The sequence below is a fragment of the Emergencia timonensis genome (assembly GCF_900086585.1).
In the GTDB taxonomy this organism is placed as follows: domain Bacteria; phylum Bacillota; class Clostridia; order Peptostreptococcales; family Anaerovoracaceae; genus Senimuribacter; species Senimuribacter timonensis.
The window spans coordinates 1827438-1853688 of sequence record NZ_FLKM01000008.1; the positions used below are offsets into that span (position 1 = coordinate 1827438).

The window sequence follows — 26251 nt, forward strand, 5'->3', positions numbered from 1 at the left end:
AAGTGTTTACAGAAGAATTACGGAACAAAATTGACAGCTACATAGAAGAAAATCGTGAAGCAGTAATCTGTTTCTTAGAAGAGCTGGTCAATCTGGAAGGCCGTCACGGCGAAAAAGAACATCTGCTGAGAACGGCGGCGTTTCTGAAAAGAAATTTTGATGAAATCGGTATGGAGACCGTGCTGATTGAGGTAGGTGAAGCGAACGCACCCATCGTCACTGGCGTATTTAACAAAGATGCTGCCGAGAAGGAAATCGTCTTTACCGGTCACTACGACACCGTCTTTGCAGCGGGCAGCGCTGGAGAAAAGCCGTTTCATATCAAAGATGGGAAAGCATACGGGCCGGGGGTCTGTGACATGAAAGGCGGCATCGCCATCGCATTTTTCACCGTCAAAGCACTGCAGGAATTTGGTTTCCGGGATGCGCCGGTACGGCTGTTCTTTGTCGGTGATGAAGAGGTCAACCATCAGGGAGGTACAGCCATTGAGAAGATCAGGGAGTGTACGAAAGATATCTTGGCAGCGTTTAATATGGAAAACCGATATGAAAGCGGGCAGCTTTGTATCGGCAGAAAGGGATGTTATGAGTTCCTACTGAAGGTACACGGCATCGCCAGCCACCCAGGGCACGCTTACGATGAAGGACGCAATGCCATCGAGGAGATGAGCCATAAGGTTCTGGCACTGCAGGCGGTCACGCCGAAAGAGAAGAACAGGGACTATTCCGTCAGTGTCAATACCATCAAAGGAGGGACTGTGACCAATGGGATTCCTGCTTACTGTGAAGCTACGATCGACGTGCGTGTCAAATCCTTTGCCGCATTAGAAACTTGTGAATCTTTGATGCGCAAGGTCTGTGAGAAGCCTTATATTGAGGGTACAAAGACGGAGCTGATTCGCACCGACGACATGATTCCTTTCGAGACGACGGAGGGCGTCAAAGCAGCATATGAGGCGGTCAAAGTGGTCAATGACCAGATCGGCGGCACGGTGACGGGCAGTATCGCAGTGGGAGGCTCGTCCGATGCAGCTTACATGGCGGCTGCTGGAGCGAAAGTCGTCTGCCAGTGCGGCGTCAGCGGCGCCTATACCCATAACGAGAAGGAATATGCAGTGGTTGCTTCCCTATATGAAGCAATTCGGCTCTTCATCTGTACGGTGTACCAGTATCAGTTATTTAAGTAAAAGTATGGGGCGGCAGCACCTTGCCAAGCCGCCCTGATGGGAGAAAAAGATGAATTTCTTTATCAAAAGACTGGATTTCTAAATGAAAATAAATGTAGTAAAACTGACCATAAAGAAAGCGGCAAGCCTGATGGAGCAGCATGCGTTTTCCTCTTATGATTTAACCAAAGAATGTCTGAACCGGATTGAGGCCATGAACCAAAAGGGTTCTGAGCTTCAGGCGGTCCTGGAAGTCAATCCAGGCGCATTGGATGCTGCCAGAAGACTTGATCAGGAGCGTGCGGAAGGAACTGTCAGAAGCCTGCTTCACGGTATTCCATTATTGCTAAAAGATAACATAGCCACAGGCGAAGATATGCACACCTCCGCAGGCTCCTTTGCACTTAGAGACAGCTTCGCCAGCAGGGACGCTTCTCTCGTCAGACGGCTTAGAGAAGCAGGCGCCGTGTTCGTTGGAAAAGCGAATATGACGGAATGGGCTAACTTTATATCCTACACTATGCCGGACGGTTTCAGTGCTAGAGGTGGGAGGGTTAAAAACTATTTCCATCCGGATTTCCCGGTCGGCGGCTCCAGCAGCGGCTGTGCGGTCGGCGTAGCAGCGGGATTTGCTCTGGCGGCTGTCGGCACGGAGACATCGGGCTCCATCGTCAAGCCTTCCGTCCATTCGTCCCTGGTAGGATTGAAGCCCTCTATCGGCCTTGTGAGCCGCAGCGGCATCATTCCTATCTCAACGACACAGGATACGGCTGGCCCCATGGCGAAGACTGCAGAAGATGCGGCGATTCTGCTGGATATCATGGCAGGATGCGACAGCGAGGATCTGGCAACTGTTTCCGCTGATGTTTGGAAGAGGCAGCGTGCAGCGCATTCCTATGACTGCCGGAGGGAGCACTACAGAATCGGCGTCCTGCGGCAATTCTTCGCCCATCTCACGCCGTCTCATAAAAGCCTGATTGAGAAGGCTTTACAGCGCATGGAAGATAACGGACATCAAATCATAGAGGTTGGAAATTTTGCTCCATATGAAAATATATTTGACGAGAACGCTCCCGACTACTTGGGAGAGGAAGTACTGATCTACGAGTTTAAAGCATCTTTGGAATCGTATCTGAGGAACTGGACCAAGGAGAGGGCGTTTCTCACTTTGAAAGAACTGATTCAGTATAACGAGCTTTACAGAGAGCAGGCTATACCCTACGGGCAGGAAGTTTTCTATCGGGCAGAGGCCGCCGCAGAAAGTGGCTATGACTCTATTTACCAAAAGGCCAGGGAGCGGGATTACAGAGTCTGTGTTACCTGCGGACTGGAAAAAGCTTTGCAGGAGAATAAACTGGATTTGCTGGTATTTCCTCATTTTTACGGCTGCACCGTTCCGGCAAGGGCAGGATGGCCGGCTTTGACTCTGCCCGTGGGGATGGATCTTCTGCAAGGACCGACGGCATTGACCCTTGTCGGGAATCAATATGATGACTGGCGGCTGCTGCAGATGGCCTCTGTTCTTGAGAGATTATTAAATTGAAAGGATGGGAACGCACTTGGAAAGAGAAATCGTATATCCAGCTTGGGAAAGACCTGGATTTTTAGTCATCATCACGTTGATCGGCGGATATATGAATGCCTATACATACATTACAAGAGACGGCGTATTGGCGAATATGCACACAGCCAACATGTCTCACCTGGGAATCAATCTGGCTTTGGGCAACTGGCAGATTGCCTTGACCTATTTTCTGCCTATCGCATCCTGCATCTTCGGTGCGGCTTTCAGCGAAGCAGTGAAAAGTCAGCTTTCCAAAAGTCCCCTTCATGGAGATTGGCGTAAATTTGCCTTGCTTTTGGAAGCCGCGGCCCTCTTTGCTGTGGGCTGTATGCCACTGTCTCTTCCCAATACACTCGTGACACTGTTCGTTTCCTTTTTTATGGGTTTCCAGCTCTGCCTGTTCCGCACCTGCCTGGGGGTAGCCCACAATACCACGATCTGTACGGGGAACATACGAAACGTGGGACAAAAGCTGTATCAAGTTTTGACAGAGAGAAGCGGGCAGTCGCTGAAAACCTTCCTTACCTTTGCAAATCTGACCTTTTCCTTTGCTGTCGGTGCGGTTCCAGGTATCCTGTTTTCTGCGCGATATGGAGGAAAAGCAGTCTGGCTGTGCAGCGGTGTCCTGGCGGCTTTGGCCTGGTGGATTTGGAGATGCGAGCAAAAGCGCTGAGAGGTATTACACTTCACAGCGCTTTTTTGCTGCACAGAATCGAAATTTGGTAAATTTATTTTGAAGTTTTGTACTATTTTCTGTATCTGCGGCAGGCTTATTGCGCTCCCAATCTTCTTATAGTACCATATCTTTTAGTAGACGTAGTCTAATAAAAGAGAACAAATACTGATGCATATTGGAGGAAGAACGATGAAGAAGAAATTATTGGCAATCACTCTCTGCCTGGCAATGATCCTGGCAGCGGCAGCTTTGACGTCCTGCGGCAGTGAAGAAGAGAAAGAACCTGAAGAGGTCGTCACCCTGAAGGTGGGCATGATCGGCAAGGACATCAAGACAGCCTGTGTCATCATGGCAAAAGAACTGGGATATTTTGAGGACGCCGGTGTCAACGTCGAGTTTGAAAAGGTCAACTCTCTGCCGGACGGGCTGACAGCCGTCAGCATGGACAAGCTGGATATTCTTCCTTATGGAGTCATTCCAAGCTGCAGCTTCATCTCTCAGGGGACGGACGTGGTGGTCTTTGGCGGCACCATCTCTGAGGGCAGCGAAGGCGTGACGAAGGCAGACGTCAAATACACTGATCTGGCGGACTTTGCAGGAAAGAAGATCGCCTGCTTCAGAATGGAGACAGGACACATGGTGCTGAAAGGGCTCCTGCGGGAAGCCGGCATCAAAGCGGAATTCATCTACATGGATTCCCAGCAGTCCATCGTGGAAGCGGTCAACAAAGGAGAAACGGACATCGGCATGGTCAACAGCGGCTTTGGTTATGTAGCGGAACAGAGCGGGCTGCACGTCGCTTTCCAGGTCGGTGATTTTGAAAGTGACTTCCCTTGCTGCAGACAGACCGCGTCGAGAACAGCGGTGACTGACAAGCGTGATGCGTTGGTCAAGTTTGAAATGGCGGCTCTGAGGGCATACGTGACTTATCTGAACGACAAAGAGACGACTATCAAGACCCTGGCTAAATATTCCGGACAAGAAGAGTCTTATGTAGAGGCGATCATGTACGGCAGCGACGATTACGACAACGCCATGATCGTGTCTCTCGATCCGAACAAAAAGAAGGTGTCTGACTTCTACGATGTGATGAAAGAGAACGGTGATATCGATAAAGACACCGAATACGACATTAACGATTACATCGATACGTCCATCTATGAAGATGCTTTAAAGAATCTGATCAAAGAGGGCAAAGACAAGGACATTTATGAGAAGCTGCTTACAGAGTTTGAGGCAAACAACCAATGATCAAAATAGAGAACGTGACATTTTCCTATCCCGGCAGTAATGAAACCGTGTTGTCAAACCTGGATCTCACCATAAAAGATGGGGAATTCCTGTGCGTGATCGGACATTCCGGCTGTGGAAAATCGACCCTGCTGCGTCTCGTAGCAGGGCTCGATGCCCCCGCGGCGGGTGCCATCGTCATCGACGGTGAGCCGGTGAATGGACCGCGTGCAGATCGGACCATCGTCTTTCAGCAATACTCCTTATTCCCCTGGCTGACCGTGAAGAAGAATGTGCTCTTCGCCCTGAAAAAAGCGGGGAAGTTTTCGAAGCAGGAGATGGAGCAGCGGGCGGCGTATTTTCTCGAAAAAACGGGGATGAAGGATTCTTTGGACAAATATCCTTATCAGCTTTCTGGCGGGATGCGGCAGAGAACCGCCATTGCCAGGGCGCTTGCCATGGACTCTCCGTTTTTGCTTTTGGATGAACCTTTCGGCGCTTTGGATACGAAAATCAGGCATGAGCTGCAGGATCTGCTCAGAGAACTTTGGGAGAAGAGTGAGGAGAAGAAGACGGTCATCTTTGTAACCCACGATCTTGACGAGGCCATGATTATGGGCAGTCGTATCGTATTTATCAAAGAGGGGCGGATCTCTCATGACAAGCGGATTCAGTCTGAGATTAACTGCTGCTGCAGTCAGGATCTGGGACAGACGGAATGCCTGCGCCTGAAGGAAGAGTTGGCGGGGTGGTATGAATGAAAAAGTGGAATCTTTCTGTCGTCATCAGCCATGTTCTGTTGGCTGCTTTATTTGTGGCTGTCCTGCTGCCGGGCGAGAAAAAAACGGCTCCCTATGGTGCGATGCTCTGTGCTTTGGCACTGATGGAGGGCGCATATCTCTACAGGGTTATGAGGCGTCCTAAAAAGCTGTCCTCTGCATCGGATATCATGTCTATTCTGTGGGCGCTGATGCTGGTGTGGGAAGTCCTCGTCAGCAAGCTGGATCTCTGTCATCCAGTTTTGGCACCGGCACTAGAGAACATCTTTGCTGTGTTCAGCGAAGACCATCTGGAAATGGGCAGAGGCATCCTGTCTTCCCTGGAGATTTTGCTCATCGGCGTAGTCGTCGGCCTGGCTCTGGGAACGCTTTTGGGGCTGATCTGCGGCTGGCATCAGAGACTGAAAGAGGTCTTCTTCCCTATTGCAGGCGTGTTGGCGCCGATTCCGTCCATCGTCTTTGCGCCCTATGTCATCGCCATTATGCCCACCTTTCGCAGCGCGTCTGTGGTGGTCATTCTGCTGGGAATCTTCTGGCCCACATTTTTGAAGACGATTATCTCGGTGGAATCCATCGACAAAAACATGGTCGACTCGGCGAGGACTCTGGAACTGGGCGGATTTGCGATGATCTTCGAAGTGCTGCTGCCATACTCCATGCCGGGTATCGTAAAAGGACTGAAGGTCACCATGACGACGGCTGTGATGATGCTGACCTTTGCGGAGATGATGGGGTCAACCGTCGGAATGGGATACTATATTGTGAACTACAATACCTATGGAAATTACACCAAGGTGATCGCCGGCATTATGGTTGTGGGCCTGGTAGTCACCCTGCTCAGCAGTCTGGTATCTGTCATTCAGAAAAAAGCCATCAAATGGCAGAATTATTGATACCCTTCATTGTAGCCAGATGCAGCAGTCCTAATGCTCGTCGTAGACAAAGTTCATCTCACGATACTTTTGGTCTTTTTGCGCATTTATTACTCATTTGACCTAATACTCCCTTCGCAGCATTGCTCATAAGGAGCGATTTTTCCACTAATCAGACAGTTACGGTTATTTTTTGACAGGAACTTTGCTTACAGTACACGGTTCTGATCAGCAAAAATAACCCGTGCTGCTGTTGCTGCCACAAAGGCTCATATATCTGACCTTTTTCACAGCCAGGCAGCTTGCGATTCAGACACAATTTAGGTCAGAACGTCAAAAATATTGTGAGCGGCACAAAAGTATCGTGACAGTCAGCGTCATAGGCATCGCATATCGGCTCGAAGTATAAAAGGAGCTGCCTTTGGCAGCTCCTAATTGTCTTTTTCAAAGGTGATGGCTTCTGTCGGGCAGGTCATCTCGCAGGTGCCGCAGAACCGGCAGTTACTGCCGATGACCACCTGGTCGTCTTCTATGACTGGCACGCCAAAGGGGCAGGCGTCTACACACTCGCCGCAGCGCACACACTTCTCGTGATCTATTTTCATGATCGACATGATACATTCCTCCTTACATTAAAACACATTCATTATAGACCAGCATCCTGTATGCGTCAATGCTGTAGTTTTGTTGTCGAATTCTTCTGCTCGCTACAATAACCTTACGCTTTTTGAGCCTATCCGGGAGTTTTCGCGTAACTGGATTGTCGTCTGAAGGCTTTACCAGGGGGGTATATCTGATTTTGGTTATTTTTTGTGCAAATTTTTGTGCTTCTATGACGCTACACAGTCTCTCAAAAATAACCACAACAGCAAATTTACGGATTCTATAAAAATTTGAGGCTGCCTTTCGAAGAAATGGTGTCTGATGCCGTGATGAAGTTACGCGAAACCTCTAGGAAAACATCAAAAAACCTAACTTTATCGTAAAGAATGCTCGTCACATACCCCCACCCCCTACAGACAAGGAGGATACTACTGACTGCGACGGCGTTTTGTGCCGTCATGTCCTGCTTTTTTAAGAATAAAGGCAAGCTAAAGTATTATTTTGTTGTCGAATTCTGTAATATTCTGTAAAAACGTTTACATGGTGCGGCTCGCATCCGCACCGTCAGTTTTCTAAACGCCTTGTTAAACCCCTGACTGTTATGATGAGGTTAAATATTTAATGGAGGACAGTTACATGGAAGATGAAAAACGTTTAAAAGAACTGACCACGGAACAGACCGAGTTCAAGCGTGAAATCGGCGTATTCGGAGGCGTCAGCATCATCGGCGGAATCATGATCGGTTCCGGTATTTTCTACCTGGGTTCTTATGTATTGCAGAGGACAGGTATGAACAGCGGACTGGCTTTGATCTGCTGGATCATCGCAGGCATCATCTCCCTGTTTGGCGGCTTATGTTACGCGGAACTGGGAACGGCCATGCCGAAAGCGGGCGGCAGGGTCGTCTACTTAAATGAAGCTTTTCACCCGGTAGTGGGCTTTACAGCCGGATTTACGGACTGGCTGGTAGGCGGACCGGGTTCTATCGCGGCCGTCGCTATCGCGCTGATGGAGGTGCTTAGATCTTTCTTTGACATCAGCGGATTCGGCATCAAAATGGGGGCAATCGTATTGATCGTCGCTTTGACCGCATACAATCTGGTGGGCGTCAAAATCGCCTCCGTCGTGCAGAGTTTGTCCATGATTGCCAAGCTGGTTCCTGTGGGCATCGTCATGCTGGTCGCTCTCTTCGTGGGAAGAATCAGCCCGGACCTTTCTCTCGGACAGGCAAGCGATTATGCGGCAGCCAATGATACCAGCGTTCTCGGCATGATTGCCATCGCAGTGGTGGCATCTCTTTGGGCTTACGAGGGCTGGACCAATCTGAATACAGTGGCAGAAGAAATCAAAAATCCAAAGCGGAACCTGCCCCTGGCTTTGATCATCGGCATCGGCGGCGTTACCGTACTTTATACGTTATTTAACTTTGCCATCATGAAGGTATTGCCACATGAGCAGATTGTTGCTATGATTAATGCAGAAGATCTGTATCTGGGCACGGCAGTGGCAGAAAAGGTGCTGGGCAGCGCAGGTGCCGTGGTGGTCTCCATCGGCATGATCCTGGCGATGTTCGGTACGGCCAACGGCATGGTTCTGGCACAGCCGAGAATGTATTACGCCATGGCAGAAGAAGGACATTTCTTCAAGAGCTTTGCCAAACTGCATCCGAAATACAAAGTGCCATATGCGCCGATTATCGTGCAGGGCGTTTTGTCCATCGCTTTAGTTTTGATGAGAAACCTGGATCAGCTGACCAACCTGGTCGTAGTCGTAGCTATGATTTACAATGCTCTGGTTATTTTGGCCGTGCCAATTCTGAGGAAGAAATACCCGAATATCGAGAGACCGTATAAAGTCTGGTTCTATCCGGTATCCGTCATCATCACGGCGCTGATCTTCATCGGACTGATCGTCATTTCTGCTATCGACGATCCTGTAAACGGCGCCATGGGACTTTCTGTTCCTTTCATCGGTGCAATCGTTTACTATATCTTTGATATGAAATTAAAGAGAGAGAAAAAGTAATATGAAGAAGATTTTGCATCACGGAAAAGTATATGTAGAAAAGGGCATCTTTGCAGAAGCGGTCTTAATTGAGGGCGGGCTGATTGCCGCCGTCGGCAGCAACGAGGATATTCTGTCCCTGGCAGACGGAGATACAGAGCTGATGGACTGCGGCGGAAAGACCCTGATTCCGGGGCTCAACGACTCCCATCTGCACTTCATGCAGTTTGGAGAGACTTTGAACCAGGTGGACATCGACGGCGTTCCATCCATCGACGAGATGATCAGAAGATGCCGGGACTTCATAGATAAGTATCCGGAAAAGGTGAAGGACGGTCTTCACGCCATCGGCTGGAATCAGGACCTCTTTGTGGATTCGGACCGCCTGCCGGACCGCCACGACCTGGACCAGATCAGCCGGGAGATTCCCATCGTCTTGGAGCGAGTCTGCGGACACATCGTCTCTTCCAATACAAAGGTCATTGAGATGCTGGGCATCGACGGCGATTCGCCCCAGTTTCCTGACGGAGACTTTTTGATCGGGGAAGACGGCTATCCTAACGGCATCTTTACGGCCAACGCCTGCAACATCGCCAAAGCCTTGATTCCGGACTTCAGCATGGAGGAGAGGCGGAAGATTCTGCTGGAAACCATGAAGTACGGTGTCGCCCACGGACTGACCAGCGTGCAGAGCAACGACGTAGGCACCACCTTCATGGATGGGCCGGCGGCGTTCAAACTGTTCCACGATGTCTACGACAGCGGGGAAGCCCTGCTCCGGTACAGGCATCAGGTCTGCTTTAACGACTTTGCCGCCTTCGAAACCTATCTGACGGAAGGCGAGTTCGCCTGCGGCAAATATGGAGAGGATTCCTGGCTGACCCTGGGTCCGCTGAAGCTTTTCAAGGACGGCAGCCTGGGGGCGAGAACGGCTCTGATGCGGGACGGCTATGCTGTTGACAGAGAAAATTACGGCCTGGAATGGATCAAAGACGACGAGATGGAGAAATACTGCCAGCTTGCCAAGAAGTACGGTCTGCAGGTGGTCACCCACGTCATCGGCGACGCAGCCATCGAGAAGACCATAGACTGCTACGAAAACGCCTTTGTGGACGGGGAGAACAAGCTGCGCCACGCCCTGATCCACTGCCAGATTACGGACGAAGGACTGCTCACACGTATCGCCGAAAAGGGCATCCTGGTCTTCGCACAGCCCATCTTCCTGGATTACGATATGAATATCGTAGAGGAACTCTGCGGCAAAGAGCTGGCATCGACATCCTACGCTTTTGGCACATTGCGGCGAAAGGGCGCCCATATCTCTTACGGCACCGATTGTCCGGTAGAGGATTGTAACCCATTCCCTAATATCTACATGGCGGTGACGCGCAAAGACAAAAGCGGACAGCCTGCGGGCGGCTTTTATCCTGGCGAGTGTGTGGACGTGGCAGACGCCATCGACGCTTACACCATCGAAAGCGCTTACGGCGAGTTCATGGAAGACCGCAAAGGGAGGATCAAAAAGGGTTATTATGCGGACCTGGTTCTGCTGGACCGCGACATCTTTACGGTGGACCCGATGGAAATCAAAGACATCCTGCCGGAAATGACCATGGTCGGCGGCAAGGTTGTTTATCAGAAATAAATATGTAATCAGTGCAAAACGCCAATCAACCTGAAATGATTGGCGTTTTTTGCATTCTCATTTGAACTGGGCAAGCATTTCCTCATATAAAATCGGATTGGAAAAGATTTTGGCAATCGTGTAGGAGATCAGGAGGGCGCCGGTTCGTATGGCACCGTGCAGTGCATCGGACTTCATGATCGCTGCAAACTCTGCGGTATGGATCGGTGCGTCACAAACCTTCAGGACCGGATGGAACGCCGGACAGCGAAAGCTGACGTTGCCGATATCGGAGGAACCGAACAGCGCGTCGGTGCATGTAGTTGGAACCTCCAATTCAGCAAATGTGTCCGAAATTACGGCTTCCACAGCAGGGTTTGACTTGAGGTTATCAAATGGTTTATCGGGTACAGTCTTTTGGTAGGTGCAGCCTGTCATCATTGCGGCACATTCCGCCATAGTGTCCACCCTTTTCGTGATCTCGTTCAGATAATGCCTGTCAGAAGCGCGAGTATACATGGAAACCTGAGCGTAATCGGGGACGATGTTGGCTGCAACACCGCCGTGATTGATAATGCCATGAATCCGTACATCGGGTCTGACATGCTGCCTGAACATGTCAACACTGTCGAACAACAGTCTCGCCGCATTCAGGGCGTTGATTCCTTCCCATGGCGCCGCTGCCCCGTGAGAAGCCTTCCCGTAAAAGTCGTAGATGGCAGAGTCAAGCGCAAGCAGATTGGCGCCGGAGGCACTGAAGTGATTGGGGTGGACCAAGATGGCGAAATCGTATTGATCGAAGACGCCATCTTCTACCATGATGCACTTTCCACCATAGGTTTCCTCTGCAGGTGTTCCGATAATATGGATATCGGCGTCAAGCTGATCCTGTAACTTTTTTAAAGCCAGCGCCGCTAAGATGCTGATAGAGCAGATTGCAGAATGGCCGCAGGCGTGACCGATTTCCGGCAATGCGTCATATTCTGCAAGGAGCGCAATTTTCCTGTGGTGATTGTTTTTTCCATAGGTGGCTCTGAAGGCAGTGCCCATGTTGTTAAAGGGATATTCTACGTCGAATTCCCTGCTTCTCAGATATTCTACGATTTTCTCAGACGTTCGGAATTCCTCGCCGCTGAGTTCCGGATGATCCGCAATATCGTCATTTAGCCTGCAGATTTCTTCCAGGCAGAGGGCCGCCTCTGATTGAATCTGTGTTTTCATTTCTTCGTAATTCATTGTTGTTACCTCCTTGTGTGCTTAGCGTTTAAAATCTTTGTTACATTTATTGCAAATTCGATGCCAGTCAAAAAAGTGGAGCTGCGCAAGGGAAAAAGGCGGTAGCAGGAACGGAAGTGAGAGAAATAGAGGGGATATGAGAAGAAAACATCACAGTATTTCGTTCAGTAAACCTTGAGGATTGCGGAAAATACAGAGATTGCAGGGAGAAACACTCGTGGCATGCGATTTGCAATGACATACATCAAATAACTTTTGCTTTGTGAAAGGAGAAAGAGAAATGACGTATGAAGAGTTAATCGTGAAAAAGGGCGGCGTGACGCCGCAGATCATTCCCTCCGCGGAGGATACTGCGCTCGTTTTGATCGACATGCAGAATCTTGCAACGGCAGAAAACATTGTCAGGGAAGCGGTCGCTGTAGGTATTGACGAGGAGGAGGCGCGGCAGCTTTGCCAGACATATCACAAGATGGAGAGAGCGGCAACGGAGAAAGCCGCGAAGCTGCTTGCGGTCTGCAGAGAAAAAGGAATCAGACCGATACACGTAAAAATTCAATCCTATGCGGGAGATGCATCTGACACGGGCGGGCTGCACAAGAGATTGAACTTCCAGTGTCCTCCAACCTCCTGGGAAGCAAAATGGATACCGGAGGTCGCGCCGAAGGAAGGAGAAGTCGTTCTCGTCAAGACCTGCTCTGGCGCAGTTGTCGGCACGCCGATTGAAAGAGTTCTGCTGGGTATGGATATCAAGAAGTGCTATTGTGTCGGTTTTTACACGGACCAGTGCGTCGAGACGACGGTAAGAGACTTGGCTGACTGCGGCTTTGCGTGTGAATTGGTTCTAGATGCCACGGCTACAGAGACGGAGAAAAGGTACAATAACACGATCGAAAACATCTGTAATGTGTACTGCGCGTCAGGCTACACTGACGAGATTATCGAAAAACTCAGGAGCTTGTAATAGGAGGGGCACATCGTAATTGGGGTGGTAAAGCATTGCCATCCCAATTATTATTGTGCATACATAATTACCAATTATAGCCATTTGAAAACGGATATAACGTAGGCTATAATGAATTTTGAAAGGTGAGAATATTATGAGAACTTCTATCAGCAATAAGATCATGGCCATTTTTTTAATTATTGTAATCATAATGTCCTTTTCACTGGTTTTCTATTTCCAACATTCTTTTACGTTATATAGTAATGAGCAAAATATAGGATTAGTCAGAAAGACAGTAGATTTATCGTGGGAGCTGTATAAAGAAACGATCACCTTGCAATGTAAGGAAGTTGATCTTTTACTAGAAAATTCCCAAAGCAATCAAGGAGAAAGTCTCCTCAAAAGTCTGAGAGAAGAAAAGGGGGAGCGGGGAATCAGCCGAATCGGCATATATGATTTTTTGAACAGCAGCTTTTACGGAACACTAAAAAAATTTAGGGATTACGAAGACGGATTACTTGTAGTTGACGGCAGGCTTGCATACAAGGCGAGCAACGAAAAATACAGTGTCTGTATATCATTTGGCAAAGATTTTCTGAAGAAGTATTATCCCGGGTTTACGGTAGATCGAATCAAGTATACGAAGTATTCCCTCAATCAAGTGGAGAAGTGCAACATTGCCGCAGGTTCAACATACGCTGCGGTAAGCTATTTTTATCAGGGAATCTGTGCAAATTTCAGAGTTCTGATTCCAAAACCCAATAACAGTGCATTCATCAATTCTATTATCATCATCTGCTTGCTCTTATTGATTTGTTCGAGCTTTCTCGGCAGATTTCTGGTGTCAAAGGTGTCAAATCCGCTTGAATACATTATAGATAATTTGTATGCACCACAAATTGATAAAGACGCAATTCATCTGCGCAATGATGATGAACTTGAGATGCTGGTAGATGAAATAAACTACATGAAAAAAGATATTGTGGAAAAAAATCAGAATCTTGTTGAACAGCGAAACCGTTTAAAGATCGTCCTGGAGAAAATAGGATATTCTATCGTGATCATTGATAAGAATTTTAATTTGATCGACATGAATTCCCGCGGAGGATGTTTTGGCAATTACTTTGAAAAACCTAATGCGCAAGGTTCAAAATGTTATAACCTATTTCTCGGAAAAGAGCAGCCGTGTGAAGGCTGCAGGCCGGGTGGGAAAATTGCGGAGAAAGTGTTCGATCATCGAATTTTCACTGTCACCAATGACACGATCAAATATTTTGAAGATGATGAAGAGGTGAGCCTGGTGGTTTCGAGGGATATTTCCGTCGATGTACTGAACTCAAGGAAAATCTTTGAACTGGACAGATTGGCGCAGATCGGCAAAGTTACATCCGCCGTGACCCATGAGTTAAAGAATCCTTTAGCTGTAATCAAATCCAGCATGTACTACCTGGACAAGCTTTATCTGGACAAGGTGCCGGAATATCTTTTTCTAAAAGAATATGGTGAAACATCTGGTCTGATCAACACGGCAGCAAAGAGGGCTGAATACGTGGTGACCAATCTATTGGAACTGTCGAAAGAGCGCCCGGGCACCAGGGGGAAAGCGGTGAGCCTCAACAATATTCTAAAACAGGTGTTATTGCTGTATAGGGACGATTTATATAAGAAACGCGTCAGGTTTTCACAAGAAAACAAAATCAACACGATGGAAATCGGCATGGATACAGAAATATTCAAGTCCATTTTGATGAATGTCATCAGCAATGCCGTCGAAGCTGTGCGCGAAAATGGAATCATCATTGTCAGGGCGGACGAGGATGAAAGAAAAAACAGCTATATTATCACAATCAGTGACAATGGATATGGAATCGTGGACAAGGATAAGGAAAAGATTTTCGAATCATTTTATTCCACCAAAACGGAGAAAGAAAATGCAGGTCTTGGACTTTGGATTGTAAAAAAGGAGATAACAAAGTGTAATGGCAAGGTATATGCACGCAGCAATGACTTGAATGGCGTAGATCTTGTCATTGAATTACCGAGGGAGGGGAAAGATGAAGAAAGGGAAAATACTGCTGATTGATGACGATATTGCGTTTCTCACGATCACGGAAAAAATATTGGGTTATGCCGGTTATCGCGTAGACACGGACAGCGACCCTGCAGATGCGATTGAACGGACTGATTTGGGCGACTTTGACTTAATTATCACAGACCTGGTCATGCCGCAGATTGATGGGATAGAAGTCATAAAGAGCATTCTTGCACGCCATCCTCATAAAAAAATACTCGTATTGACCGGTAACGCCACCATAGAAACAGCAGTAGAGGCGATGAAACAAGGCGCTTATACCTATATCGAAAAACCTGTGGAGTCCGACAGACTGCTGAGGAAAATCGAAGAAGTCTTCTATTTTGAGAATCATTCTGATGAGGAAGCTTTGCTGATAGATGATTCTGAAATATACGTCGGAGAATCGCCTGAAATAGCGAAAGTGTTGAAGATGGTTGAGAAAATAGCGAAAGTGGAATCAGGCACGCTCATCTTGGGTGAAAGCGGCACGGGTAAGGAAGTCATCGCATCATTGATACATAAGAATTCAAACCGCAGGAATGGCCCCTTTATCAAAATAAATTGCGCCGCGATACCCGAACCCCTCTTTGAGAGCGAGCTTTTCGGATTTGTGAGAGGTGCGTTTACAGGGGCGATTAAAGACACAAAGGGAAAGATGGAACTGGCGAGAGGCGGCACCCTGTTTTTAGATGAGATCGGTGATCTCAGCTTACTTGCGCAGACCAAAATATTACGGGCGATTCAGGAAAAGGAAATATACCGCATCGGCGGAGAAGCTTCTGTTGAGATCGATTTTCGCCTGATCTGTGCTACGAACAAAGACCTCAGAAAGATGGTAGAGGAAGAGAAATTCCGGGAAGACCTGTATTATCGAATCAATGTAGCAACCATCAATCTTCCGCCGCTGAGAGAAAGAAGTGAAGATATTGACGGTTTCATCGAATATTATCGCACGGAATTTGAAAAGAAGTTCGAAAAACAGATTCCCGTGTTTTCTAAAGAGGTTATGGCCTCTCTGCAGAACTATTGCTGGCCGGGAAACATCAGGGAACTCAAAAACGTCATTGAACGCATCTATATTTTCGGAGAGGTAAATAGAGAGGTGACGCTGTTGGATCTGCCAGCAGAAATATTGAATCATGATCCGGGCAGTTTATCGAGAAACGAAAACAACATGCAATATAAAGATGCGAAGTATGAGTTCGAAAAAAATTATATTGAAAAAATGCTGGTAAAAAACAATTGGAATGTATCAAAGACAGCGGAGGAGATCGGCCTTTCCAGGCGGAACCTTCATGAAAAAATCAATCAGTTTCAGTTGAACAGAGGGGGATTCCATGATAGTGGGCGGTAGCGACCAGGTTTTGATTGTCGTATTATTTTACTTTTTAATTACAATGATTGTCGGCTTGCTGCCATTTGGCAAAAAACGAGTGGACAGCCTCGATAATTTTCATTCAGCAACAAAGGGGATTTCCGATTGGTGTTTCGTTTTCTGTGTATTATCTACGATCTATACCAGTTCAACCTGGACAGGCTGGGTACCCCTGACGACACAGATCGGCATCTATGGGATATATACCACCGTATATATCGCCATTGCGGCGTTTTTGTACGGAATCATCTCCCCCAAGGTGTACGATAATGCCAAAGAATCCAGTATCTTCTCACTGGGAGGATATTTGGAGCATCGGCTGCACAGCCATGGAATCAACATATTCGTCTCCATCGTCTCCATCGTCGTCGGCGGAATTTGGATCGTAATGGAACTCAAATCGTTGGGCATCATCATCTGTGCGGCATTTAATTATAGTATTAATTTTGTCAGTGCTGTCATCATGGGATTGTTGGTCATCGTGGTCTATATCATCTGGGGCGGAATGGAAAGCGCCGTCTGGAGCGCATGCTTACATGGAATCATCATGATCTTCGGAGGCATCATAATTTCAATTATGCTGGTAGTCTATCAGTACGGTTCGCTGTCGGATTTTTTGCTGATTCTAAAAAACAATGCAGATATCGTGGAATTAAACTATCATAATTTCAGCAAAATGGGTGATTTCCCGCAGTGGATTTCCAACGCCATCGTATCTGCATTAGGCATGGTATGCCTGCCGCAGATTTTTTCGCGTATGGTGATGGGAAAGAATGAGCACTCACAGAAAAAAATAGCGAAGTGGATTGGGATTTCTGCCCTGTGGTGCCTGTCTTTTGTGCTGATCGGCTATGTGGCGATGATCGAAGACCTGCAAGTGACCCAGAGCTCCAATCTGATATTTGAAATCATGGCGTTGTCAGACCACACATGGATCTTGTATCTGACCTATATCGTCATGATGGCGGCGGCGATGGGGACGCTGGATATCACGCTGTTTTCTTTATCGACCATCATCATTACCACCTTTGTATCAGACAGCAAGATTTTAGAGAGCAGATACAATAAAAAGAAAAAATACACCTATGTCACATTATCGAGGATTGTCATCGTCATTGTCGCTATGTTGTGTATGATCATCGCCATTGTATTAGATGATAATCTGACCGATATGGCCATCAACAGTTATCAATATATCTGTCAGATTTTCCCGGCACTTATGTATGCGGCTTTCTCAAAAAATAAAAATACCAGGGTGGCTTTCTTTGCTATGGCGAGCGGTTTTCTCGTGACTGTGGTTTTGGAAATCAGTGCTATCTGTCTGATCATGACATCCGGTGTCTGGGGTCTGATTGTTAATTCAATCATTATCATTGCGAATTGTATCGACGCTAAGAGAAAAAGGTCACACCTGTGATAAAATCACCTCACAGTTTAAAGTGAAAATCCCGAAGAATCGTTGCAAATACTATGCTGATCCCTTGGCATGGTATTTGCTTTTTATTGCAATAAACGATATCTGATGAGATAAGAAAGGAGAGAACTATGAGGCATCATAAACTTTTTACTGTGATTTACGTGGTTGTAGTTGCAGTAATGCTCGTTCCGGCGTTTTTGCAGTTCGCAAATAAACCAGCATTGGTTTTGGGCTGGCCGGCTTTTTTCATGTGGCTGATCGCTTGGACGATCATAGGCGTCATTGCAATGATTATCAACTACAGGATGGATTGCAAAGCTGATGCAGAAAGGCAAAGGAGACGTAAAAGTTAATTTGAACTACTCGATTATCAGAAAGGAGATTTATTATGGGAGTGATTCCTCTGATTATGTTGGCAATCTATTTTGTCATTATTATTGTTCTAACGTTACGAACGCCGAAATCAGGCTCTGGGAACTTTGAAGACTTTATGACGGGTTCAAAGAGTATGGGGGCGATCGTCGTCGGCCTGGTCATGATGGTAACGTATTATTCAGGCTCCACCTGGACGGGCTGGATTGGATTTGCAGGGATAAACGGCGCTTTTGCCGGTTATGTCATCCCCTATGGCTTCTGCACGGGACTGGGCATGTATGCGCTGGCGAAAAGACTTTGGCCGCTGGGGAAACAATATCAATTGTCTGACTGCGGTGATATTTATGAACTGAGATATCAAAGTAAACTGCTGAAGACCATTGCAGGTCTCACCGGCGCCGTTTTGAACACGACCTGGATTACTATGGAGCTGGTCACAATCGGATATATCATTAAGGCATGCTCCGGGGGAGCTATTTCGACAGCAGTCGGCTCGCTGATCGGATTGGTCTTCATGGTTGCCTATACATTGTGGGGCGGCGTGAAGAGCGTTGCATCTGTCAATACGTTTCAATCCATTGTGATGGTCTTCGGTGCCGTAGGAATTATCTTATATGTCGTTTACCACTACTATGGGAGCGTAGGCAACATGTTCTCCATAGCGCTGGATATCAGTCCGCAGGTATTCGTATTGGATTCGAGCATGAACGCATCCTGGTTCTCCTTCGTGTTCCTCTGCTCTATCGGCGCACTCTGTTACCCGTCTATCTTCTTGAAGATGTTCATGGCAAAATCACCAAATGAAGTAAAGAAGTCGGCAATTATGAATTCCTTTGGATCGTTATGGTGTCTGCTGATTTTGCTTGGCGGCTTTGCCTGCATCGGTTATCAGGTAGCGACAGGCCATATCATCGACAATTGGGAAGAGGCGCTGCCGCAGATGATGGCGGAGAGTGGAAACGCGGTTTTGTTCGGCGTCATGTGCATCTTTATTCTCGCTGGCTGCATGGGTACCGTAGATGGAACCCTGCTCTCCATATCGGGCATCGTGACCAACGATGCAATTTTGGTATGGAAAAGACATAAGAATCATGACGGATGTATCGGCACAAAAGAGTATAACGGCGCTGACGATGGCGGAAAGTCTGTCAAGTGGACCAGAATCATCGTCGTCATCATCGGCGTATGCGCATACATCATCACAACCTTTGATCTGCCGCTCCTTGTCAATATCGCCATGATAAATTATCAGGGAATCGGCCTGCTGATGATTCCGCTGGTCGGTGCGGTAACCTGGAAAAAGGCAACAAAAGAAGGCGCCTTTTCGGGTCTGATCGGCGGTCTTCTCGTGACCATCGCCCTCATGACAGCAGGACTCAATCCACTGGGATTCCTGCCGGGAATCTATGGCGTGATCGTGGAAGCGATTCTTTACATCGGCGTTTCTCTGGCAACTTATAAACAGGATAAGCCGGAAGCAAAGATGTTTGAGGAATTCAAACAGTACACTGGAGATGCAGTAGACGGAGAAACTGGAGAATTCCTGGCATGACAATAAAATGAGAATTTGTTTTAACAGGGTAATTTGCATTGACGCAGCCATTGACGTTTAAGTCTTTGGCTGCGTTTTTCTTTGTTATCCATGGGATTGTCCGCTAAAGAGAATCGTCAGTAACGGTGAATATCTCCTCAATTGTGACGCGAAATACTTTAGCTATATTCCAGGCAAGTACCAGGGAAGGATTATAACGCCCTTTTTCCAGATTACCGATGGTTTCTCTCCGGACGCCCACTAATTTTGCCAGATCCTCCTGTTTCATATTCTCCCTTGCGCGAAATTCTTTTATCTTGTTTTTGATCATTTTTCAAGACCCCATTTTTCTTTCAATCCGAAAAAAGCGGTCGATAAGGCGTAGACTACAATCGCGACGCTCCATCCCCATGCAAAACCAGCCAATAAGGACTCGCTTGCAGTTTGGTTCTGCAAGAAAAAGCTGATTAGGACAACGATTGCAGTGGCAATCATTCCGCAGTAAAAAGCCCGTGACGCAGATCGGTTCATATATTCTTCCAGCATCTCATCCGATTTTATAAAAAAGTATTCAAAATCTACGACAAAGGCGAAAAAAGCAAGAAAGCCTCTTTCCTCTGTAAATATGCCGATAAAACCTAAGAGAGAGAGTAATCCCAGTGAACCATATAAATATTTGCGATGTTTCATAATTTCATCCTCCGATGTGGTATATTTATAACTTTATGATATAAATATATCACATTGCGGAATAAATGTCAATTTGAGAAGTCGAATTAGCAGCTGCCAAAATGGTTCACTTTTCATGGGGCTGAAAAAATGGTAAAATAGATACAACGAGCTTGGAAAAGGAGTCTTTATGGAAGAACGGATTATCATCAAAAACGGACGCTGTATGACCATGGATGAAAGACAGACAGCGGACTGGATTGTTATAGAAGGAGAGCGGATTCTGGCCGTGGGTGACGGCGATGGCTGGCAGGAGTTTGCGCAAGGGAGCCATCGTCTCATCGACGGGCAGCAGCGCACAGTATTGCCCGGTTTTATCGACAGCCATTTTCACATGGTCATTACCGGTTTAGCGGAGAACTTCGTCAATCTGGAAGGAGCGAGAAACTTCCGCAGCGTCGGCCGTAGCATCAAAGCTGCCCGCGCGAAGAAAAAAGGGGAGCTGATTGTGGCAAAGTTTCTCGACGCTACTCGTCTGGAAGAAAAACGTCTTCCTGACCGCACGGTGTTGGACAGATATTGCAACGATGCGCCGGTAGCAGTCTATTCTGCCGACTACCATGTACTGATTCTCAACACCTATGGGATATTGTACTTCAAAGTTCCATTTACGCTTGACGGAGTGGATTTGGACGAGAAGGGGATGCCGACTGGTATCTTCACCAACCAGGCGGGCTCCAGGCTGGACACTTTGATCTTCAATTCCTTTTCAGATGAAGATATTGACGAGGCCGTGTCGAGTACCATGGACAAGATGCTGGGCTGTGGGATTACCACCATTGCAGCCATGGAGGGCGGCAATATGAACTTTGCCTTTGGAGAAGACAAGCAGTGCGAATTCATCTATCAGCACGGCAAAAAATATCCCATCGACATGGAACTTTTCTATCAGACGACCAACGTGGACTATGTGGTAGAAAAGGGGTTGAAAAGATTGGGCGGTAATTTGTACCTGGATGGAACCATGGGCGCACGGACGGCGGCTTTGTCTTTTGATTATGCCGATGCGCCTGGCTGCAGAGGACTCTTCTGTATCGACGAGAATTATCTCAAAGATGTGGTTTGTCGCTGCTATGAGAAAAACCTGCAGGTCGCCCTCGATGCCATCGGTGATAGGGCCATCGAACTGGCTCTCGATGCTTTTGAGCTGGCGATATCAAAGTTCGGCCCTAAGGATCACCGCAGCCGTATCGAACACGCGGAACTGATCACGACGGAACAGATGAAGCGAGCTGCAGAGCTTGGAGTCATCCTCTCCATGACACCGGCTTACGAGGGTATCTGGGGAGATAAGGGCGGTATGTACGAGCAGCGGCTAGGCGGCCATTATGGCAGATCCAACCAGTTCCGGCAGATCTTTGACAGCGGCATCATCGTCTGCGGCGGCTCTGACAGTGACATCACCGATCCCAATCCTATGGTCGGTATTCACGATGCAGTCAATCATCCTGTCACATGCCACCGGGTCAGCTTGGAAGAGGCCCTTAGGATGTACACCATTCACGGCGCTTACGCACTGTTCAAGGAAGACGAAATCGGCAGTCTGACCCCTGGTAAAGTAGCAGATGTGATTATTTTGGGGCAGAATTTATCAAAGCTTTCGCCAGATAGGCTGAAGACAGTGAAGACGGCTGTAACGATAAAGCGTGGAAAAGTCATGGTTGAAGGGTGAAGACATGTTGGAATTGAATTTTTTGGGCAAAGTCAGAATCAAGCTGGACGACCAGGACATCAGCAGCAAAGTGAGCAGCAAAAGTGCAGCATTGCTGGCTGTTTTGCTGCTGCAGAAGCACAAGAAGATCGACCGCGACAAGCTGGCGGGCTATCTCTGGCCGGAAAGTGCGGAAGATGCGGCGAAATATAATCTGAGATATAACCTTTGGCAGCTCAAGAAGCTGCTCTATTCTGCGGTGCAGGAAGAGAGTTTTCTGATCGTCACCAAAACCACCTGCCAGGTCAACGAGCGGTTCCTTTACCGCTGCGACCTCTGCGAGGCACTGCATATCGATATTGCTGCTGAAGACGACGTGACGAAGCTTGAATACGTCAGGCAGATTACCCGGGAGGACTTTTTCAGAGGGCAGTATTTTGCCGGCTGTGACGAGTTAGAAGAGCTGATTATCATGCAGCGTTACTGCCTGGAAAACAAGCGGCTGGCACTGCTGAAAAAACTGGTAGAGATCTATGGGGAAAAGGGGCAGGATGCCCTTTGCTTATCCGCGCTGCAGGATCTGGAGGAAATCGACCCCTATGACGAGGCGGCTGCGGAGAGGCGCATCGGCATTCTGATTGAACAGGGAAATTATAACGAGGCGGTCAGATATTATCAAAATTTCTATAATAAGCTGGCAGTGGATATCGGCGTGCAGCCTTCAGATGCTTTGAAGAGACTGATCGGGGGAATCGGGAAGCGGGAAGCATCCCGCTCTGTTGTCAGAATTGAAACGCATTGTCTGCAATCTGTCGACTGCTTCTGGATGTCTGATGTGCTGAAGCAGTTGATGGAAGAGGGGAGCCTTTGTTTCAGCGACTACCTGTCTGCAGAAATGCTCTCGGATCTTTCTCATATCCAGCGCCGTCTGGGAAAGCCATCTGTACCTCCGTCTCTGGCGGTCGTTGCAGATGCATTTATGGAACTGATCAAAGGGATTACAGATGGCGGCAACCAGCTGGAGATTGCCGTGCACGATCTCGATTCTATGGATGTGATTTCGCGGGATGTTCTGCAGCTTCTCAAGAGGACCTGCGGAGAAATGCTGGAAATCATAGAGGTGAAGGAGTAAAAGCACAGGGTAAGAAATGATGCTCATCGTTGCAATGACAAGGGGAGAGGATTATAATGATGTTGTAGAGTTTTGTCGTGTGGGAGGTGCTTTGTATGCTTGGTGCGATCATTGGTGATATTGTCGGTTCCGTATATGAGTTCGACAACATCAAAACAAAAGATTTTCCGCTTTTTCGGGAGGACTGCCGGTTTACGGACGATACCTTCATGACCATAGCAGTCAGAAATGCGCTGCGGATATATGACCAAGAAAAGGATATCCAGAGTTTTCAGGCGGCTTTGATTGCTGAAATGCAGCGGCTGGGACGGAAGTATGCAGATCGCGGTTACGGGGGGCGGTTTGCAAAGTGGCTGTGGATGGAGGATCCCAAGCCCTACGGCAGCTATGGCAATGGCGCTGCCATGCGGGTTTCTCCAGTGGGCGAGTATGCTTCGTCATTAGAGGAGGCGCTGAAGCTGGCCAAGGCCTCGGCTCTGGTGAGCCATGACCACCCGGAGGGGATCAAAGGCGCCCAGGCGGCAGCGGCGGCTGTCTTTCTCGCCCACCAGGAAGGCTGGGGCAAAGCGAGGATCAAGAACTTTATTGAAGGAGAGTTCTACAGACTGGACTTCACCTTAGCAGAAATCAGGGAGACCTATACCTTTGACGTGAGCTGTCAGGGCAGCGTGCCTCAGGCCCTTGCGTGCTTTTTCGAAGGAGAGTCCTTTGAGGACGTTATCCGCAACTGTATCTCTATCGGAGGTGACTGCGACACCACAGCAGCCATAGCCGGCGGCATTGCAGAGGGGTATTACGGGCTGCCGGAGGAGATCGTGGAAAGGGCTAGGAGGTATTTGGGGGAGATCGAGGGGGAGATGTGATAAGGCAGGATATATTGTCATGAACAGAGCTGTCGCGAAAGCGGCAACTCTGTTTGATGTTTTTGTAGTTTTTATCTCTATTTTATGTTCGTCCATTGACAAAAAGTGTTCCAGGCTAGTTCTACTTTTTGCGGGTACTGGCCCTTTTCATAGTTATCTTTTTTTATCATGACACCGTTGAGAAGGAAAAAGAAAACTTCGCAGCAGTCATCATCGGCTTTGGTTACGCATAGCCGCTTAAATAATCCTATCAGTAGGGTTTTGAAATTTTCCTCAAATTTGAGAAGTATCTCTGTAGTCTGCTCCTGGCATTCAGGATTGGGATGCAGACCGATGCGCAGAATATCTGCCGTTTCGCTGAGACAGAAGAGGAGGAACATCTGATGCAGTTTTTCTTCATCTGATAGGCGGTTATCAAAGAAGATATTGGAAAGTTGTGTTGCCGCACTGTCAAGGACACCCTGATAGACTTTCAGAAATAGCTGCTCTTTGCTATCAAAATGGGAGTAAAGGGAAGATTTCTGTACACCCGTAGCCTTTGAAATGTCAGACATAGACGTGCCATAATAACCATACTTAGAAAAAAAATCCTCTGATACGGTGATAATCCGCTCTTTTGTCAAACCATGTTTACTCATATAATACTCCATTGCATTTGTTTTTGGCGACTGACAGAACGAACGGTCGCTTTATTTTTTTATAACATAGGAAATATCGTACAAAGGACGTATTTCCGTATGTTTCGAAGAACGCTTCCTTGCAGCGAAGCTGTAAAATCTTTGCGTTCATTATAGCATAGACGAAAAATAATATCAATCTAACCACCAATGTATATCCCTCGATGTGAATGATTCTGAAAAATTAGAAAATACAATTGACAATAGGACTAATGAGTGGTACACTGAATAAAACCGAACGTTTGGTAGTTTTTGATTTGAGATGTATTGGGAGTGTGCAAAGGCACGCCAAAATGCCTAAGAAATGAAGGGAGGGCAAAATGTGTACTAAGAAAGAGAGTCATGATCTTCTGAATGAAGCCACGAGACCAGTAGCATACAGTAAACGAACAGTCGGTCAGTTCAATTTATCTATGATATGGTTCGGCTTCGCTGTACAGCTGATTATCTTCATGCTGGCAGGACAACTATATCCGTCCTGTAGCGTGATGGAAATTCTGATAGCTTTGATTCTGGGAAACACCGTACCTGCGATTGTCATTTACTTTACGCAGGAACTGGGCGTGAAGTATGGGCTGAGTTATGGAACCCTGGTACGAGTCATGTTTGGCATCAAAGGCGGTATTCTGCCAGGGTGGCTGAGAGCGGTTCCGGCAATTTTCTGGTTTGGTTTTCAAACCTGGCTGTGCGCAGGTGCAGTAGACGCGGTCTGTATCATGATCTGGGATTATTCAAACATTAATTTGTGGATTATCGTTTTTGGGATACTACAGATTTTTACTACATTTTATGGAATTCGTTTCATCCGTATCCTCAACCTGTTCTCTTCTCCTGCACTGCTATTGATGGGATGCATTCTGACATACCTGCTGCTACACGGTTCCGGGACGACTTTGGGTGAAGTGCTGGCACTGAAAGGTGATGGAAGCGGATCGCTTGCTGGAGCAACCATGGCATTTATCGGCGGCTGGGCTACCTTAGCCTGCAGCATTCAGGACATCGTAAAGGATTGTAAAGTACCCGATGGAGAAAAAACCAATTGGCCGAGATTAAATCTGCGTTACTGCGTGTCTCAGTGGCTGGGTATGGTTCCCGCATCTGTACTCTTCGGATTTATCGGCGTTCTCTCTATGGCACTGACAGGAGAGTGGAACCCTACACTGGCTATCTCGGCAGTGGTGGGTGATGTCTCCATCCCGCTAGCGATCCTTTGTGAGTTTTTCATTGTATTTGCAACATGGACGACAAATCCGGGAGCGAACCTGCTCAATCCGGCGTATGTCATCTGCGCAACGTTTCCTAAGAAAGTCAATTTCAAGGCAGCTGTTTTGCTTGCAGGCATCGTCGGTCTGGTGATCATGCCATGGAAAGCGTCTGGAGACATCCAAACCATCATGAATTATGTCGGAAGTGCGCTTGGACCTGTAGCTGGTATCATGATTGGTGATTACATATTTGTTCGCAAGCGCAAAATTGCTTTGTCAGATTTGTACATATCAAAAGGAGGCGGTTATCACTATTGGAATGGTGTCAACTGGGCGGCAGTTTTAGCGTATGTTATCAGCGTGGTCGTTTCGTTGTTTTTCCCTAACTGGATGTATACTGTCGGATTATTGGCGGCAATCGTGCTTTACGTTCCCCTGATGAAGGTCTGGGTGCTGAAAAAATATCCGGACAGCCTGCTAGACTATTCTCTTAATGAAGAGTGGCTGAAGTAAAGGAGGTTTATC

23 protein-coding genes are annotated in these 26251 nt (G+C 47.5%); 18 read left to right on the forward strand and 5 right to left on the reverse strand.

Features of this window, described 5'->3' with window-relative positions:
* Positions 1-2 precede the first annotated feature (2 nt).
* From BN6539_RS09800 to BN6539_RS09825, 6 genes are all read left to right on the forward strand, one after another.
* Complete coding sequence (locus BN6539_RS09800; protein WP_067537261.1) at positions 3-1187, forward strand: M20/M25/M40 family metallo-hydrolase; 1185 nt, start codon at positions 3-5, stop codon at positions 1185-1187.
* A gap of 82 nt (positions 1188-1269) precedes the next feature.
* The gene (locus tag BN6539_RS09805) at positions 1270-2709 is read left to right on the forward strand and encodes an amidase family protein (protein ID WP_082907440.1); all 1440 of its coding nucleotides are present in this window, start codon (positions 1270-1272) and stop codon (positions 2707-2709) included.
* 16 nt (positions 2710-2725) lie between these two features.
* On the forward strand, positions 2726-3403 hold the full coding sequence (locus tag BN6539_RS09810) for a YoaK family protein (RefSeq protein WP_242869393.1): 678 nt from the start codon (positions 2726-2728) through the stop codon (positions 3401-3403).
* A 192-nt stretch (positions 3404-3595) separates the two neighbouring features.
* Positions 3596-4657 carry an ABC transporter substrate-binding protein gene (locus BN6539_RS09815; protein WP_067537268.1) on the forward strand — a complete coding sequence of 354 codons (1062 nt, stop codon included), beginning with the start codon at positions 3596-3598 and terminating at the stop codon, positions 4655-4657.
* On the forward strand, positions 4654-5397 hold the full coding sequence (locus BN6539_RS09820) for an ABC transporter ATP-binding protein (RefSeq protein ID WP_067537271.1): 744 nt from the start codon (positions 4654-4656) through the stop codon (positions 5395-5397). Before BN6539_RS09815 ends, BN6539_RS09820 begins: the two co-directional genes overlap by 4 nt.
* On the forward strand, positions 5394-6308 hold the full coding sequence (locus BN6539_RS09825) for an ABC transporter permease (protein ID WP_067537275.1): 915 nt from the start codon (positions 5394-5396) through the stop codon (positions 6306-6308). The genes BN6539_RS09820 and BN6539_RS09825 overlap by 4 nt, the downstream gene beginning before the upstream one ends.
* A gap of 410 nt (positions 6309-6718) precedes the next feature.
* On the opposite strand, the gene BN6539_RS09830 is transcribed toward BN6539_RS09825, so the two are convergent.
* The gene (locus BN6539_RS09830) at positions 6719-6901 is read right to left on the reverse strand and encodes a 4Fe-4S binding protein (RefSeq protein ID WP_067537278.1); all 183 of its coding nucleotides are present in this window, start codon (positions 6899-6901) and stop codon (positions 6719-6721) included.
* Between the two features lie 625 nt (positions 6902-7526).
* Between BN6539_RS09830 and BN6539_RS09835 the strand changes: the two genes are divergently transcribed.
* Both BN6539_RS09835 and BN6539_RS09840 read left to right on the forward strand, forming a co-directional pair.
* On the forward strand, positions 7527-8915 hold the full coding sequence (locus BN6539_RS09835; RefSeq protein WP_067537281.1) for an APC family permease: 1389 nt from the start codon (positions 7527-7529) through the stop codon (positions 8913-8915).
* A 1-nt stretch (position 8916) separates the two neighbouring features.
* The gene (locus tag BN6539_RS09840; RefSeq protein ID WP_067537284.1) at positions 8917-10539 is read left to right on the forward strand and encodes an amidohydrolase; all 1623 of its coding nucleotides are present in this window, start codon (positions 8917-8919) and stop codon (positions 10537-10539) included.
* 57 nt (positions 10540-10596) lie between these two features.
* Here BN6539_RS09840 and BN6539_RS09845 read toward each other — a convergent pair whose 3' ends face one another.
* On the reverse strand, positions 10597-11754 hold the full coding sequence (locus BN6539_RS09845) for a M20 family metallopeptidase (RefSeq protein ID WP_082907442.1): 1158 nt from the start codon (positions 11752-11754) through the stop codon (positions 10597-10599).
* A 280-nt stretch (positions 11755-12034) separates the two neighbouring features.
* Between BN6539_RS09845 and BN6539_RS09850 the strand changes: the two genes are divergently transcribed.
* The 6 genes from BN6539_RS09850 (at position 12035) to BN6539_RS09875 (ending at position 19490) form a co-directional block, all read left to right on the forward strand.
* Entirely contained in the window at positions 12035-12715 is a 681-nt protein-coding gene (locus tag BN6539_RS09850) for an isochorismatase family cysteine hydrolase (RefSeq protein WP_067537289.1), read from the forward strand.
* A 136-nt stretch (positions 12716-12851) separates the two neighbouring features.
* On the forward strand, positions 12852-14780 hold the full coding sequence (locus BN6539_RS09855) for a sensor histidine kinase (protein WP_067537293.1): 1929 nt from the start codon (positions 12852-12854) through the stop codon (positions 14778-14780).
* On the forward strand, positions 14752-16125 hold the full coding sequence (locus BN6539_RS09860) for a sigma-54-dependent transcriptional regulator (RefSeq protein ID WP_067537297.1): 1374 nt from the start codon (positions 14752-14754) through the stop codon (positions 16123-16125). The genes BN6539_RS09855 and BN6539_RS09860 overlap by 29 nt, the downstream gene beginning before the upstream one ends.
* The gene (locus tag BN6539_RS09865; RefSeq protein ID WP_067537302.1) at positions 16109-17563 is read left to right on the forward strand and encodes a sodium:solute symporter family protein; all 1455 of its coding nucleotides are present in this window, start codon (positions 16109-16111) and stop codon (positions 17561-17563) included. The genes BN6539_RS09860 and BN6539_RS09865 overlap by 17 nt, the downstream gene beginning before the upstream one ends.
* A 128-nt stretch (positions 17564-17691) precedes the next feature.
* Complete coding sequence (locus tag BN6539_RS09870; RefSeq protein ID WP_067537306.1) at positions 17692-17916, forward strand: hypothetical protein; 225 nt, start codon at positions 17692-17694, stop codon at positions 17914-17916.
* A gap of 35 nt (positions 17917-17951) precedes the next feature.
* On the forward strand, positions 17952-19490 hold the full coding sequence (locus tag BN6539_RS09875; protein WP_067537309.1) for a sodium:solute symporter family protein: 1539 nt from the start codon (positions 17952-17954) through the stop codon (positions 19488-19490).
* A gap of 103 nt (positions 19491-19593) precedes the next feature.
* Here the strand turns inward: BN6539_RS09875 and BN6539_RS09880 are convergent, their stop codons facing one another.
* Both BN6539_RS09880 and BN6539_RS09885 read right to left on the reverse strand, forming a co-directional pair.
* A complete protein-coding gene (locus BN6539_RS09880) occupies positions 19594-19800 on the reverse strand; it encodes a helix-turn-helix transcriptional regulator (protein ID WP_067537312.1) in 207 nt (68 codons plus the stop codon).
* Positions 19797-20159: a DUF3796 domain-containing protein gene (locus BN6539_RS09885; RefSeq protein ID WP_067537315.1), complete on the reverse strand. Its 363-nt coding sequence runs from the start codon at positions 20157-20159 to the stop codon at positions 19797-19799. The genes BN6539_RS09880 and BN6539_RS09885 overlap by 4 nt, the downstream gene beginning before the upstream one ends.
* 169 nt (positions 20160-20328) lie before the next feature.
* Here BN6539_RS09885 and BN6539_RS09890 point away from each other — a divergent pair, with 169 nt between their 5' ends.
* The 3 genes from BN6539_RS09890 (at position 20329) to BN6539_RS09900 (ending at position 23844) form a co-directional block, all read left to right on the forward strand.
* Positions 20329-21870 (forward strand): amidohydrolase, encoded by a 1542-nt coding sequence (locus BN6539_RS09890; RefSeq protein ID WP_067537318.1) that lies wholly within the window; start codon positions 20329-20331, stop codon positions 21868-21870.
* A gap of 4 nt (positions 21871-21874) precedes the next feature.
* Positions 21875-22981: an AfsR/SARP family transcriptional regulator gene (locus tag BN6539_RS09895; protein WP_067537322.1), complete on the forward strand. Its 1107-nt coding sequence runs from the start codon at positions 21875-21877 to the stop codon at positions 22979-22981.
* 95 nt (positions 22982-23076) lie between these two features.
* The gene (locus BN6539_RS09900) at positions 23077-23844 is read left to right on the forward strand and encodes an ADP-ribosylglycohydrolase family protein (protein ID WP_067537325.1); all 768 of its coding nucleotides are present in this window, start codon (positions 23077-23079) and stop codon (positions 23842-23844) included.
* Between the two features lie 77 nt (positions 23845-23921).
* On the opposite strand, the gene BN6539_RS09905 is transcribed toward BN6539_RS09900, so the two are convergent.
* Complete coding sequence (locus BN6539_RS09905; protein WP_067537329.1) at positions 23922-24482, reverse strand: TetR/AcrR family transcriptional regulator; 561 nt, start codon at positions 24480-24482, stop codon at positions 23922-23924.
* Between the two features lie 359 nt (positions 24483-24841).
* Between BN6539_RS09905 and BN6539_RS09910 the strand changes: the two genes are divergently transcribed.
* Positions 24842-26239 carry a cytosine permease gene (locus tag BN6539_RS09910; protein ID WP_067537332.1) on the forward strand — a complete coding sequence of 466 codons (1398 nt, stop codon included), beginning with the start codon at positions 24842-24844 and terminating at the stop codon, positions 26237-26239.
* Positions 26240-26251: the final 12 nt, after the last annotated feature.